We start from the raw sequence: 13,627 nt of genomic DNA, 5'->3' as shown, positions 1-13,627 counted from the left end.
AAATTTTCCCGGTCTGTTGTAGATTCTTGGTTTGCACCGCCTCGCCAACAATTGCCCGCAGTACCGATTTTCCTCCTCCCTTGGTAGCAATACGCCGCCGCAGGCCAGCAAAGACGTGGGCTGTCCCGCTCACGCCAAGCACGGGCGGCAACCAAAGTCGCATCGACCCAGCCGAAAAAGACTATTCCGCAGCGCTATCACAGGCCCTACAACGGACCTCCCTTCGCTCACAAGGATACGAGCCATGTTTCGCCCTTCCCTGGTCGTTGCCCTCCTCGCCTTCGCACTACAAGGCGCCCATGCGGGCGAACCGATCCGCCTCGGCCTCAACTACCCCGGCACCGGCAACTACAAGTCCGAAGGACTGGAGCTGCGCCGTGGCGCCCTGCTCGCCGTCGACCAGATCAACCAGCACGGCGGCCTGCTCGGCCGGCGTCTGGAGCTGGTCGGCCGTAACTCGGCGGCGCGCGAGGAGAAGGCGCTCGGCAACGTCGAGCACTTCGCCAGCATGGGCGCGGCCATGATCTTCGGCGGCGCCAACAGCGAAGAGGCGCTGAGCGCCGGCCAGCGCGCCCGTGAACTCGGACTGCTGTACTTCCCCACCCTCGGCTACGCCAACGAGATCACCGGCCGCGACGGCCATCGCCACCTGTTCCGCGAGTCCAACAGTGCCTGGATGAGCGCCCGGGTACTCGGCGAGTACCTAAGCTGGCACATGCCCAACCGCCGCTATCACTACATCAGCCTCGACGATGCCTGGGGCCGCAGCATGGAGCAGGCCCTGCGCGAGGCGACCAAGAGCCGCGACCGCGCACGCCATGGCTACTCGAAAATAGCCGAGCGCGGTGCCCGTCGCGACGACTACCTGGCCGCTCTGCAGAAAGCTGCGGCCAGCGACGCCGACGTGCTGGTGATCGTCCTGCTCGGCCAGGATCTGGTGCAGACCATGCGCCTGGCGCACACGCTGGAACTCGGCAAGCGCATGCAGATCATCGTGCCCAACCTCACCCAGAGCATCGTCGAGCAGGCCGGACCGCTGGTGATGGAAAACGTCATCGGCACCGAGGCCTGGACCTGGCGCGTGCCGCAGCGGGAACAGAGCGAAGAGGGCCAGGCCTTCGTCGATCGCTACATTGCCCAGCATCAGGCATACCCCGGCAGCACCGCCGCCTCGGCCTATGGCATCGTCCGGCAGTGGGCCGCCGCCGTGCAGCGCGCCGGCAACCTGGACAGCGAAGCCGTCATCACGGCGCTGGAGAACCATCGCTACCGCCTGTTGAAGGACGAGCAGTACTGGCGCGACTTCGACCATCAGAACGTACAGAGCATCTATGCGGTACGGGTCAAAGACCGTAGCGAGATCATGCGGGATCGCTTCAAGCAGGACTATTTCGACATCATCCACCGCATGGACGGCGAAGAGGCGGCACCAAGCCTGGATGACTGGCAGCAGGAGCGCGGCGAGCTATTGCAACTGCAATGAGCCGGCCACTCGGCGCGCGCAGCGCTCAGGCCTACCCCAGCTTACTCATCGACGCGCTGCAGGGCATTCGCTTCGTAGCGCGGATACAGATGAGTGACACTGCGGATCAGCTCATAGCGGGTCAGGCTGATGCTGGCGAAGCGATCGGGAATCGGGCTCTGGATCACCTCGTTCATGTCTGCCCCGCTACGGGCGGCGTCACGCAGCAGCCCGTCGAGCCAGCCGAGATAGTCTCGCATCTGCCTGAACGGTCCGGCATCGTCGGCCACCGGGCCGTGGCCTGCCACCAGACGCTTCCAGGGTAGCGCCTCGAGGGTAGCGAGATCCTCCAGCCAGACATCCAGCCCCGGACTGTTCGGCGTCGTCAGCGCACGCTGGTAAAACAGAATGTCGCCGGCGAACAGCACGCCGCTGTGCTCGTCGAGAATGGCCAGGTCGGCACCGGTATGGCCCCGCAGCGCCAGCAGGCGCAGGGAACGTCCGCCGATCTGCAGTGTGCCGGGCGCAAGCGTCTCCGACGGCAGCACGACCTCGGTACCGCGCATCCAGTCACCGACCAGACGGTACATGTTCTCCGCCATGGCATTGCCCTGCTCGCGCAGCAGCTCGGTGGTCCCGTCCAGCGCGGCGATGGGCACATCGGCGAAGGCCTGATTGCCCAGGACGTGGTCGGGGTGATGATGAGTCAGCAGCACCTTGATCACGGGCCGGTCGGTGACCTCGGCGATAGCCGCGCGCAGCGCCTCGCCGTAACGCCGGGATGGCCCGCTGTCGATCACCACCACGCCGGCATCCGTCACGATGAAACCGGTGTTGACGATGTTGCCGCCATTGGCCTTGTCGAAGTTGTCAGTGGACCCCTCCAGCAGCCAGACGCCATCGGCTATCTGCCGCGGCTGCAGCGTATAACGCAGCTCGGCCTGCACGGGCACGGTCAGCCAGAACGCAAAGATCAGAATGAACAGGCGCATGAGGCCTCCTTGGCTTGGATTGCTGGCTCTCGGAGAAGAACGCGGAGCGGTTGGCTCAGAGCGCGGCTTCGAACTCGTTGCCGTTGTTGTCGCGCAGCCATAGACGAGTGTCCTGGCTGCCCTTCACTTCCAGGCTCAGGCTCGGGTTTTCCGCCACGGCCGGATACAACTCCAGCTCGGCAAGGACCTGTCCGTCTCTGTCGCGCAGCTCGGCCTGGTTGAGGAAGAATTCGGGGATGCCGCCGACCAGGCCGTTGTCCATCGGATGCGATATCTGCAGCCGCAGCCGACTGATATCGCCGCGAGCGAAACGCCCACCAATGACTTCACCCAGGCGGTCTTCCCAGCCCGGCAGGGCACGCACCACGCTCGGCGCCGTACAGCCGCCACCGGCGGCATCGACCCTGGCCGAGCCGATGTGCCAGATGCCATCGCGGGTCAATACCGCGGCACGAATCGGGGTCGCCTGTTCGACGCGGATGCGGATGGCCACCAGGGGCAGCACCTGCTCGCCAGGAGTGAAGGTAAAGATCCTCGGGATGGGATTGAGATCGGCCCAGGCCTCGATGCGCACCACCTCATCGCCCAGGGCGCGGGCATCGATGTGCACCGGCACCTGTCGCGAATCCTCGGCGAACGGCGGCACCTGGACCTGCACGCGCTCGTCGAACACGTAGGGCTCGCCGTGCAGCAAGCCCTTGTGATGGTATTCCCACATCACCGACTGAAGCGGATCGGCATCGGCCGCCAGCGCGCCCAGTGCATGGAAGGAAATCAGCAGCAGCCAGATTCGAATGCTCATGTCGACTCCTCGAACGGCGATCCGCAGCGGGATCGGCATGGCGTAGCCGGTCAGCGTCCGGCCACGTCGCTTTCCACGTCCTGATACAGCCCTGGCAACTCATAGTGCAGGCCGTAGCTGGCGTAGGTCTTTTCCAGCTCCCCCTCGAGAATCAACGGCTCGAGTACCGCTTCCAGCGCATAGGCCAGTTGACGATTGGACTCATGCACCGCCATCCCCAGGTCCCAGACCTGCTTGCCCATGTTCGGATAGGCATTGTCGGCCAACTTCAGATGGGGCTCGCCGGCGCGCTGGAGCAACCACTCGATCTCGCTGCGCATGGCCATGGTCGCATCGACCTCCCCCTGCTGCAGCGCGGCGAACGCCTGCTGCACGGTCGGATAATGGTGCGTGTTGTTCGCCATCCGCCCGCCGAACACCGAAGACAGGTAGAACGAAGGAACACTGTCGACTTCCACGCCAATCGGGTGGTACTGGAAGACCGCCACGCTGGGCACCTCGTCGATCCGGCGGTCGTCGTAGGCGGTCTGCCAGCGCTCGCGCTGGTAGGGGCCGAACATCACCACCAGCTCGTTGACCAGCTCACCCAGCTCGTTGCGCTTGTAGGAGAACTCCCGATCATAGGGCACGCGCAGCATCACGTCGGCCAGCACGTTCGGCCGCAGGTAGTGCCCTTTCCAGATGAAGTTTCGCAGGTCGTCATCCAGTGTTTCGTCCGGGGTCACCCAGAGCACTTCCAGCTCGAGGCCGAGCCCTTCGGCGAGCTTGCCGGCCAGCTCGATATCGACCCCGCGCGGCTGGCCGTCTTCCTGGTAGCTGTACGGTGGGAAATTCTCGTACACAGCCACTTTCAGCACGCCGGACTCAATGATGTCATCGAAGGCGCGCACCTTGACCACGTCTGCCTGCGCCAGGGCGCAGCAAAGCGTCAGCCACAGTGCCAGAACCAGCCGCACGGCACTCATCAGCGCTTGGCCGCTTCGCTTTCGATATAGGTCCGGATCGCCCACAGCGCTTCCTGACTGAGAGTATCGGCCATGCGCGGCATGTACACGGCACCGTCACGCACCGCCCCGTTGATCACCCGTTCCTTGAACCACTCGTCGCCGTCGAAGCTGGCCTCCAACTCGCGCAGGTCCGGCGCGATGCCGCCGGAAATGGCTTCCAGACCATGGCAACGGGCGCAGTTCTGATTGTAGGCGGACGAGCCGATCTCGACGGCCAGATCGTGGTGCTCGCTCGGGGTGCGGTAAGGGTTCTCGTCCAACCACTCTTCACCGAGCGCCGGCAACCCCTTGGTGTCGACCGCCTGCGGCGTCACGTCACCGTGCGCCAGAACCAGGCCGGACATACCGAGTACACCCGCTGCCAGCAGTGAGCGCAAAAAGATCTTGTTATTCATGACTACCACCCTCTATTCGAGAATCTGTGCAAGGCAGCCCCATCGGAGCGCATGGCGGTCATGTTGGCGGCGCAGGCCAATTGGCAGAATCCTGCTTTGGATGCCTGCATCTCCTCCCTTGGTACTAGGTTTTACCACCACCTTTGGCACCCCACTGGTAGCAAGGCCAAATCGGCGGGGGTTGGGAAGGATTCCCGGCCTTCGCGGGAGCTTTTCCGTGTCGGCGCGCACGGCACGCTCCCAATAATCGAATCGCCAGGCCAGCCGTACACGGCGGCCTCGTTCGAACCGACCAAGGGAATCGCAAACATGACAACAAGATCGCACCCCGGCAGCAAACGCCCACTCGCCATTGCCGTGCAATGTCTGGTGCTGGCCGGAGGCCTCGCATTAGCGGCTGCCGCACAGGCCAAACCGGTCAGTTGGGAAGACATCGCCAATGACCACCTGTCCACCGAGAACGTTCTGCAATACGGCCTGGGTACCAACGCGCAACGCTGGAGCCCACTGGCGCAGGTAAATGAAGACAACGTGTTCAAGCTGACGCCGGCCTGGTCTTTCTCGTTTGGCGACGAGAAACAGCGCGGCCAGGAATCCCAGGCCATCGTCCATGATGGCGTGATCTACGTGACCGGCTCCTACTCACGGGTCTTCGCCCTCGATGCCAAGACCGGCAAGCGCCTGTGGAGCTATGCCCACCGTCTGCCCGACGACATCCGCCCGTGCTGCGATGTGGTCAACCGCGGTGCTGCCATCTACGGTGACAAGATCTACTTCGGCACGCTCGATGCTCGTGTAGTAGCGCTGAACAAGGACACCGGCAAGGTCGTCTGGAACAAGAAGTTCGGCGACCACTCCGCCGGCTACACCATGACCGGCGCGCCGACCCTGGTGAAGGACGCCAAGAGCGGCAAGACCCTGCTGATCCATGGCAGCTCCGGCGACGAGTTCGGCGTGGTCGGCAAGCTGTTCGCGCGCGACCCGGACAGCGGTGAAGAAATCTGGATGCGGCCCTTCGTCGAAGGCCACATGGGCCGCCTGAACGGCAAGGAGAGCACCCCCACCGGCGACATCAAGGCACCCTCCTGGCCGGACGATCCCAACCACCCGACCGGCAAGAAGGAAGCCTGGAGCCAGGGCGGCGGCGCCCCGTGGCAGAGCGCCAGCTTCGACCCGGAAAGCAATACCATCATCGTCGGCGCCGGCAACCCGGCTCCCTGGAACGGCTGGGCACGCACCAGCGACGGTGGCGATCCGAAGGACTACGACAGCCTCTACACCTCCGGCCAGGTCGGCGTCGACCCGAGCACCGGCGAGGTGAAGTGGTTCTACCAGCACACGCCCAACGATGCCTGGGATTTCTCGGGCAACAACGAACTGGTGCTGTTCGACTACAAGGACAAGTCCGGCAAGACGGTCAAGGCCACGGCCCACGCCGACCGCAACGGCTTCTTCTACGTCGTCGACCGCAAGGACGGCAAGCTGAAGAACGCCTTCCCCTTCGTCGATGGCATCACCTGGGCCAGCCATATCGATCTGAAAACGGGTCGGCCGGTCGAGAACGAGGGCCAACGCCCGCCCAAGCCGGAGCCGGGCGAGAAACATGGCAAGTCGGTGGAAGTCTCCCCACCCTTCCTCGGCGGCAAGAACTGGAACCCCATGGCCTACAGCCAGGACACCGGTCTGTTCTACGTGCCGGCCAACCACTGGAAGGAGGACTACTGGACCGAGGAAGTCAGCTACAAGAAGGGCTCGGCCTATCTCGGCCAGGGCTTCCGCATCAAGCGCATGTATGACGACCACGTCGGCATCCTGCGCGCCATGGACCCCACCACCGGAAAGGTCGCCTGGGAGCACAAGGAAAAGCTGCCACTCTGGGCCGGCGTCCTCGCGACCAAGGGTAACCTGGTGTTCACCGGCACCAGCGACGGCTACTTCAAGGCGTTCAACGCGAAAACCGGTGACGAGCTGTGGAAATTCCAGACCGGTAGCGGCGTCATTTCTCCGCCGATCACCTGGGAACAGGACGGCGAGCAGTACATCGGCGTGACGGTCGGTTATGGCGGTGCCGTGCCGCTGTGGGGCGGTGACATGGCCGTGCTGACCAAGCCGGTCGCCCAGGGCGGCTCTTTCTGGGTATTCAAGCTGCCGGATTGGGAGAAGAAGACCGCCAAGCGATGAGTCGAGCCGTGCCCGCTATCGCGCGGGCACGCCTCATGTTCTCAAGGTACAGCGGTTCGCGCGGCATGCCTGGCCCAGCCGGCTCCGGGTTGGCGCTCTCGCCGACAGGCCAGAAGCGCCGCGCGACCGCTTTTCTCTCCTGCCCTGCCCTGGTGACTTCCCATGAACAACCCTAACCGCTTGCTTTTGCCACTCCTATTCGCCAGCGCGTCCGTCTTCGCCGCGGATGACGGTCCTATGACCATCGACGGCTGCGTGCTCCAGCCCGACAGCCAGTGCCCCAACGCCGACCTGCGCGGGGCTGATCTCAGCAACCAGGATCTGCGCCGGATCAATCTTGCCGGCGCCAACCTGTCCGGCGCCAACCTGCGCCATGCCAACCTCGACCTGGCCAATCTGGAAAAGGCCGACTTAACCGGGGCGACCCTCAACCGGGCGAGCCTGCAACAGGCCAACCTGCGGCTGGCCAACTTCACCGATGCTCGTCTGGTCGCCATCCAGGGCTGGGGGCTGTTTGCCCAGGCCGCGCAGTTCCAGCGCGCCGACCTCACCGGTGCCTACCTCGAGTTCGCCCGCATGAGCGGTGCAAAAATGCACCGGACCAGCCTGCGCGCCGCCGACCTGGAAATGACCTGGCTGAGCAAGGCCGACCTCAAGGGCGCCAACCTGACCGATGCCAACCTCCAGGAAGCCAAGCTCAATGACGCCAACCTGGCCGATGCCGTGCTAAGCGGCGCTCGACGCCACTATGCAACGTTCCAGGGCACGAACATGGAGGGCTGCACGGACTGCCCGCATGACTGGGAAAAGTGAGTCCTGCCACGCCCGGGGTAGCCTGAGCGCATTCATTGATCCAAACTATCGAGGCAATTGGATAATCTTCTCCACTGCGGACTCACGAATTGCCTTCTGGCGCCGATCCAGATAATGGGCGATCTTGCCTCACAATGGATGCCGACACGATGTTCAACAAGCACCTCAAACGGGAACTGGCAGAGCTGCGCGAGGAAGTCGCGATCAACCGGCAGATCCGGGACTCGTTTTACAGGGAGATGATGGTTCTGGAGCTGGACCAGCAAGGACGCATCCAGTACGCCAACGAGCCGTTTCTCAGCGAAATGGGCTATCGTCGGGAAGACATCGTCGGTCGCTCGGTGGACGACTTTTTCGGTCAGCAGTTCAGGAACGAGCCGAACTACGCTCGCCTGAAGACCGCCATGCAGCGCGGCGAACACACCAATGGCGCGTTCCGCATGCTGCGGGTCGATGGCCAGGAAGCCTGGCTACGCTCGATCTGGCAACCGATCAAGGCCCCGAACGGTACGCTGCAGCAGTTCGTGTTATGTGCCACCAACCTGACCCGCACTATCGAGAGCTCCCGCGAGTACGAAAGCCTGGTCAAAGCGCTGTTGCGCTCAACGGCGGTGATCGAGTTCGATCTCCAGGGGCATATGCTCAAGGCGAACGACGCCTTTCTCGATGGCATGGGTTATCGCCTCGAGCAGATCCAGGGCAAGCACCACCGCATGTTCTGTGAGCGCGAGGAGGCCGAATCGCCGGCCTACCAGGAGTTCTGGGCCCGCCTGAACCGCGGCGAATATATTGCCGATCGCTTCAAGCGCATCGACGCCCAGGGCAGAACGGTCTGGCTGGAAGCGTCCTACAACCCGGTCTACGATGCCTACGGCAAGCTGTACAAGATCATCAAGTTCGCGACCGTCATCACTGACCAGGTCAACCGTGAACTGGCCGTCGCCGAAGCCGCGACCATTGCCTACGAGACTTCGCAGCGTACCGATCTCAGCGCCCAGCGCGGCGCGCAGGTGGTCCAGCAGACGGTCGACGTGATGCATCGCATCGCTGAACAGGTGCAGGAGGCTGCGCAGGGCATCGAGGCACTGGACCAGCAATCGCAGCTGATCAGCGCAATCCTCAAGACCATCAGCAGCATCGCCGACCAGACCAACCTGCTGGCGCTCAACGCTGCCATCGAAGCGGCCAGGGCCGGCGACCAGGGCCGTGGTTTCGCCGTGGTTGCCGATGAAGTACGCCAGCTGGCCGCCCGCACCAGCAAGGCCGCCGAAGAAATCGTTGGCGTCGTGCAGGAGAACCAGGATCTGGCGCAGGCCGCCGTGCACAGCATGTCGGCCAGCCGCGAGCAAGCCGAACAGGGGCAGGAATTCGCCAACCAGGCCGGTGCGGTGATCGTCGAGATTCAGGACGGTGCCAAGCGTGTGGTCCGGGCCGTCGGGCAGTTCTCCAGCCAGCTGAAGACATGAGGGCCTGCGCCGATCCGGCGCTCGCCCGCGACAGCGCGCCGAGCGAGCCGGCTAGCGGTGGCATGACACACCGTGCCGGCATTCGCGCCGCAAGCTCTGGTTTTGCGAGGTGTACCGATTGAGCCAGGCGCCGGCCATCCATATTGCCCAGCGCCAGGACATCGATGCGCTGCCGCCATTCCAAGGACTGGCAAGCGATCGCATCGTCATGCCTGCCAGCGCAACCGAGTTCGCCGCGGCCATCGCCAGTATCCGCGAATGCCCTTGCGTCGGCTTCGACACCGAATCCAAACCGACCTTCAGGGTCGGCGAAGCATCCAGCGGCCCACACCTGGTCCAGTTCGCCACGACCGACCAGGCCTATCTGTTCCAGGTCGGCGTGCCGGGCTGCCTGGAGGCAACACGCGAAGTGCTGCAAGCGCCGGATGTGGTGAAGATCGGTTTTGGCTTGAAATCGGACCGCAGTCGACTGCGCAACAGGCTGGGCATCGAATTGCATTCCTATATCGACCTTGGCACGGCCCTGCGCTATCAGGGCCGGAAGGGCCAGGTCGGCCTGCGCGGGGCGGTCGCCGGCATACTCGCCAGCCGGCTGCACAAGTCGCGCCGCGTGGCCACTTCGAACTGGGCGAACGCGGTACTGAGCGAGGCCCAGCGAGCCTATGCGGCAAACGATGCCTATGCCGCGCTTCGGGTCTTCCTCGGACTGGACCGCGTGCAACGGCAGATGCTGCTGGTCGCCGCGACAGGCGCCTGACGAGACGTCTCAACCGAGCCCGCGCGCCGTGCGCTGCAATAGCGACAGCGCAAGGTAGGCCAGCACGCCCAGAGCCGCCGATAGCCACAGCGCACGCGTGCCGAAGTCATCGATCAACAGTGCGAATACGAAGGGCGAAAAGGCCTGGGCAAAGCGTGCCGGCACCATCAGCAAACCCTGGCGCAGGCCGTAGCCATGCGGGCCGAAGATTGCCAGCGGCAAGGTGCCTTTGGCGATAGTCAGGATGCCATTGCCACCACCATGCAACAGCGCGAACGTGGTGGTCGCCGGCGCGCCGAACAGCATGATGCCGGCGGCGCCGATCGGGTGCGCGATGGCCGCCAGCCGCGCCGAAAGCAATGGGTGAAATCGCTGCAGCAGGATGAACTCCAGGCAGCGTGCGCCAACCTGGGCCGGCCCAACCAAAGCCGCAACGCCGATGGCCGCCGCGGCCGACAGCCCGGACTCCTGCAGCAACCGCGGCAGGTGCGCGGCCATCGCCGTACTGGTGAACCAGGTGGCAGCGAAGACGAACGCCAGAAGGCCCATGGTCAGGCCGGAACCGGCAGGCGCCTGCTCCGGCGGTTGCACCGCTGCCGGCGGTGCGGCCTGCACACCGACGGGAATCAGCAGCCGGTTCAGCGGCAGGCCGAGGACGATATGCGCACCCGCCCAGACCAGGCAGGTCGCACGCCAGCCGTACTCGGCATCCAGCCAGCCGGTAATCGGCCAGCATACGGTACTGGCGAAGCCGGCAAGCAAGGTGATGCCGGTGATCGCACCGCGCGCATCACGGCCGTAGATGCCGGTCAGGGTCGAGAATGCCGACTCGTAGAGCCCCAGCGCCATGCCGATGCCGATCACCAGCCAGCCGAGCCAGAGCATCAGCGGGCCGCTGGCAAGCCCGAGCGTCGCCAGCCCGGCCGCGAAGACGATGCTGGAAAGCGCCAGTACATCACGACCACCGTGATGGTCGATGCGCTTGCCGGAGAGCGGGCCGAGGACGGCCGTGACGATCAGGGCCAGGGAAAACGCGGCGAATACGTTGCCGGTGGAAAGACCCAGCTCGCGCGCCATCGGCTCGGCAAGAATCGCCGGCAGGTAATAGGTCGAGCCCCAGGCCAGGGTTTGCGCGCTGCCGAGCGCGAGAACGATGCGCAGACGTGACGGCATGCTCAGCGCCCGGCGCCGGACGCGGCATGCGGCGATCGGAAGGCACAAGCGATTGCAGCGGAACGAGTCATGCGGGCTCCTGTGGTGCCGTCGGTGAAGACGACCAAGCTCGCCAGCATAGCCAATTTGCCGTGACTATTTCACGTCAGCAGCCCCATACAGGACAGGACGTTCGCCTCGCCCCTACCGCCCGCCAGAGGAAAAAACCCATGCCGGGCAGCGGGGCTCGGCATGGGCATGACGACGCCGGGTTATAGCGCATCCCAGCGATAACGCACGCCCACCCAACCCGCCCGTGGGGCACCGGGGGCGATGAATTGCTCGTGGCGCCACTCGTCCGGATCCGATTCGAAGGCACTGCCTGCCCCGACGAAGGGGTTCTCGGCCAGCGCTCCCCCGGTGGCATAACGCCTGTCGAACAGATTGTCGACCCGCCCGAACAGCGTCCAGTCGCGGGCAAAACGGTAATCGGCGCTCAGGTTCACCACCGCATAACCGGCAAGCTTGCCACTGCCCTCGAGCTCGTCATTGGCCTGGTGACGATTGTTCTCGTTGCCGCGCACATACTGCGACGAATAGGCCAGCACGCTGGTGCCGACGCGCAGCCGATCATTGATGTGCCAGTCCAGACCCAGCTTCAGGTTGTGCTTCGGCAGCCCTGGCAGGTAGTCGCCGCTGTTGACGCGAATCTCGTCATCGGGGCAGCCACCCTCGCCTTCGGTACTGTTGTTCTCCGCCAGGATGCAGGCCGAAGAGCGGAAGGTCGCATGCAGATAGGTGTAGTCCACCCGCCAATCGAACGGACCTTGTGCCCCGGAGAGCCCCAGCTCGATCCCCTGGCGCCGGGTGCGCCCGAAGTTGGTGAAGTAGCCCATGCTGCCGCCCGTGCCAACGAACAGCAGGTCGTCATGGTTCATGCTGCGGAAGGCCGTGGCGTTCCAGCGCGTGCCGCCTGCCAGCTCGCCGCGCAAGCCGAATTCCAGGGTGCGGGTCACGACCTGCTCGAGGAAGGGATCGGCAGCCATGGCGTTGGGCAGGCTGCAGGGGTTTTGCGGGTCAGCGCAGCCCAGCTCGATCGGCGTCGGCGCCCGGTTGCCCTGTGAAAAGCCACCGTAGACTGCCACCGCGGGTTGCAACTGCCAGGCAAAACCCAATGCGGGGTTGAGCTTGCGATAAGTGAAGTCGCCGTTGAGTGCATCCCCCATGCGGTCGGTATTGACCACACGGGTTCGGTTGTAGCGCAGCGAGCCGGTGAGCTGCAGATCATCGCTCAGTGACCAGGTGTCGGTGGCATAAAGACTGGACGTGCGGGTGCGACCCAGCAGACGGTTCGCCTGCTCCTCGTCGTCGGTGGCGAGGATACCGCGGTCGTCAGTCAGCTCGCCGCCCTGCTCGCTCTGCTGGAAGCTGGCGCGGGTGTTGTCATGGCTGAGGCCGAAGGCGAACTGGTGCGCACCGGCGGCGCGCGCCCACTGCAGTGCCAGACCGTAGGCCCGCTGCGCGGTTCGCGTGCGATTGAGCACACCACTTTCGGGACCTGCGCCGACGAAGCCGCCATTTTCCCATTGCTCATATTCCTCTTCATACTCGTCGTTGCCGTCGCCGTTGAGGGTCGCGGTGCGGGTGCGCCGCAGGTAAACGGTGCCGGACAGGCGATCGGCATCGTTCAGCCAGTGGCTGGCGGTCAGGGCCATCAGATGGCTGCGGTTCTCGGTCTGGTCGGGATGGGTAAAGATGGCCTCACGTTTCTGGTCGTGCATGCTCTCGGGGATCAGGCCGTTGCCGATCAGGTCGTTGTCGGCGTGGGCCAGGGTCAGCGCCACATCGGTGCTGTCCGTGGTCCAGGCGAACTTGCCGAACAACTGCCGAACCTCGGATGGCGAATGGTCGCGCCAGCCATCCTCGTCCATGCCCTCGGCCGCCAGGTACCAGGAAAACTCCTCGTGTTTGCCACCATGCTCCACCGAGCCGCCCTGGCGCCCGAACGATCCGCCATAGACTTCTGCCGCGCCACCCGGATGCGTATCGCCGCGCTTGGTTTGCAGCGCCAGCGCGCCACCCAGGGTATTCAGGCCGTACAGCGGATTGGAGCCCGGCACCAGTGCCATGCTGGCGATGGCGGTATTGGGGATCAGGTCCCAGTGCACCACGTCGCCGAACGCTTCGTTGACCCGCACGCCGTCGAGAAAAACCGAAAGTCCCTGGGGCGTACCCAGCAGCGGCGAAGCGGTAAAGCCGCGATAATTGAGGTCGGCCTGGTAAGGATTGCCCTGAATCTCGTTGACGTTGATGCTGGGCATGCCACGCTGCAGCTTTTCGGCGAGAGACTGGCCGCCCAGTTGGCGCAGGTGTTCGGCATCCAGTGTCTGGATATTGGCCGGGACCTGATCCTTCGGCAGCTCGATGCCGGGTAGCGGCGTGGTGGCGATCACCTCATCGGCGCCGAGGACGAGAGGCTCCTGCGCATGGACCAGGCCAGGCACGAGGCCGGTGATGGCAAGGGAAAGCAGCGTGCGCCGGGTCAGCGCGCTACAGCAAAGCTGGTACGGCATGGGTGTTCCTTGTTCTTGTTGGCGAAT

Annotated in this window: 11 protein-coding genes; 5 read left to right on the top strand and 6 right to left on the bottom strand. The window is 64.4% G+C overall.

The window, feature by feature from the left end:
• The first annotated feature begins 244 nt into the window (after positions 1–244).
• Positions 245–1,483, top strand: coding sequence for an ABC transporter substrate-binding protein (locus tag B597_RS36660; protein WP_003295099.1), 1,239 nt, complete (start codon positions 245–247; stop codon positions 1,481–1,483).
• A gap of 41 nt (positions 1,484–1,524) precedes the next feature.
• Here the strand turns inward: B597_RS36660 and B597_RS36655 are convergent, their stop codons facing one another.
• The 4 genes from B597_RS36655 to pedF are packed head-to-tail and all read right to left on the bottom strand — an operon-like array spanning position 1,525 to position 4,658.
• Positions 1,525–2,454: a quinoprotein relay system zinc metallohydrolase 1 gene (locus B597_RS36655; protein WP_003295101.1), complete on the bottom strand. Its 930-nt coding sequence runs from the start codon at positions 2,452–2,454 to the stop codon at positions 1,525–1,527.
• Positions 2,455–2,509: 55 nt separating this feature from the next.
• Positions 2,510–3,256, bottom strand: a complete 747-nt coding sequence (locus B597_RS36650; RefSeq protein WP_003295102.1) for a quinoprotein dehydrogenase-associated SoxYZ-like carrier — start codon at positions 3,254–3,256, stop codon at positions 2,510–2,512.
• 50 nt (positions 3,257–3,306) lie between these two features.
• Entirely contained in the window at positions 3,307–4,221 is a 915-nt protein-coding gene (locus B597_RS36645; RefSeq protein WP_003295104.1) for a substrate-binding periplasmic protein, read from the bottom strand.
• Positions 4,221–4,658 (bottom strand): cytochrome c-550 PedF, encoded by a 438-nt coding sequence (pedF, locus tag B597_RS36640; protein ID WP_003295105.1) that lies wholly within the window; start codon positions 4,656–4,658, stop codon positions 4,221–4,223. Before pedF ends, B597_RS36645 begins: the two co-directional genes overlap by 1 nt.
• Positions 4,659–4,967: 309 nt before the next feature.
• On the opposite strand from pedF, the gene exaA reads away from it, so the two are divergent.
• The 4 genes from exaA to B597_RS36620 all read left to right on the top strand — a co-directional run bounded on the left by exaA (position 4,968) and on the right by B597_RS36620 (position 9,875).
• Positions 4,968–6,839, top strand: coding sequence for a quinoprotein ethanol dehydrogenase (gene exaA, locus B597_RS36635; RefSeq protein WP_031323485.1), 1,872 nt, complete (start codon positions 4,968–4,970; stop codon positions 6,837–6,839).
• A gap of 162 nt (positions 6,840–7,001) precedes the next feature.
• Entirely contained in the window at positions 7,002–7,652 is a 651-nt protein-coding gene (locus tag B597_RS36630; protein ID WP_031323484.1) for a pentapeptide repeat-containing protein, read from the top strand.
• Positions 7,653–7,801: 149 nt separating this feature from the next.
• Complete coding sequence (locus tag B597_RS36625) at positions 7,802–9,118, top strand: methyl-accepting chemotaxis protein (RefSeq protein ID WP_003295110.1); 1,317 nt, start codon at positions 7,802–7,804, stop codon at positions 9,116–9,118.
• 118 nt (positions 9,119–9,236) lie between these two features.
• Complete coding sequence (locus tag B597_RS36620) at positions 9,237–9,875, top strand: 3'-5' exonuclease (RefSeq protein ID WP_003295111.1); 639 nt, start codon at positions 9,237–9,239, stop codon at positions 9,873–9,875.
• A 9-nt stretch (positions 9,876–9,884) separates the two neighbouring features.
• Here B597_RS36620 and B597_RS36615 read toward each other — a convergent pair whose 3' ends face one another.
• On the bottom strand, positions 9,885–11,048 hold the full coding sequence (locus B597_RS36615; RefSeq protein ID WP_003295112.1) for an MFS transporter: 1,164 nt from the start codon (positions 11,046–11,048) through the stop codon (positions 9,885–9,887).
• Between the two features lie 251 nt (positions 11,049–11,299).
• Complete coding sequence (locus tag B597_RS36610) at positions 11,300–13,600, bottom strand: TonB-dependent receptor (protein WP_024162115.1); 2,301 nt, start codon at positions 13,598–13,600, stop codon at positions 11,300–11,302.
• Positions 13,601–13,627: the final 27 nt, after the last annotated feature.

The organism is Stutzerimonas stutzeri KOS6 (genome assembly GCF_000307775.2).
Classification (GTDB): Bacteria; Pseudomonadota; Gammaproteobacteria; order Pseudomonadales; family Pseudomonadaceae; genus Stutzerimonas; species Stutzerimonas stutzeri_B.
This window is presented reverse-complemented; position numbering and strand designations above follow the sequence as displayed.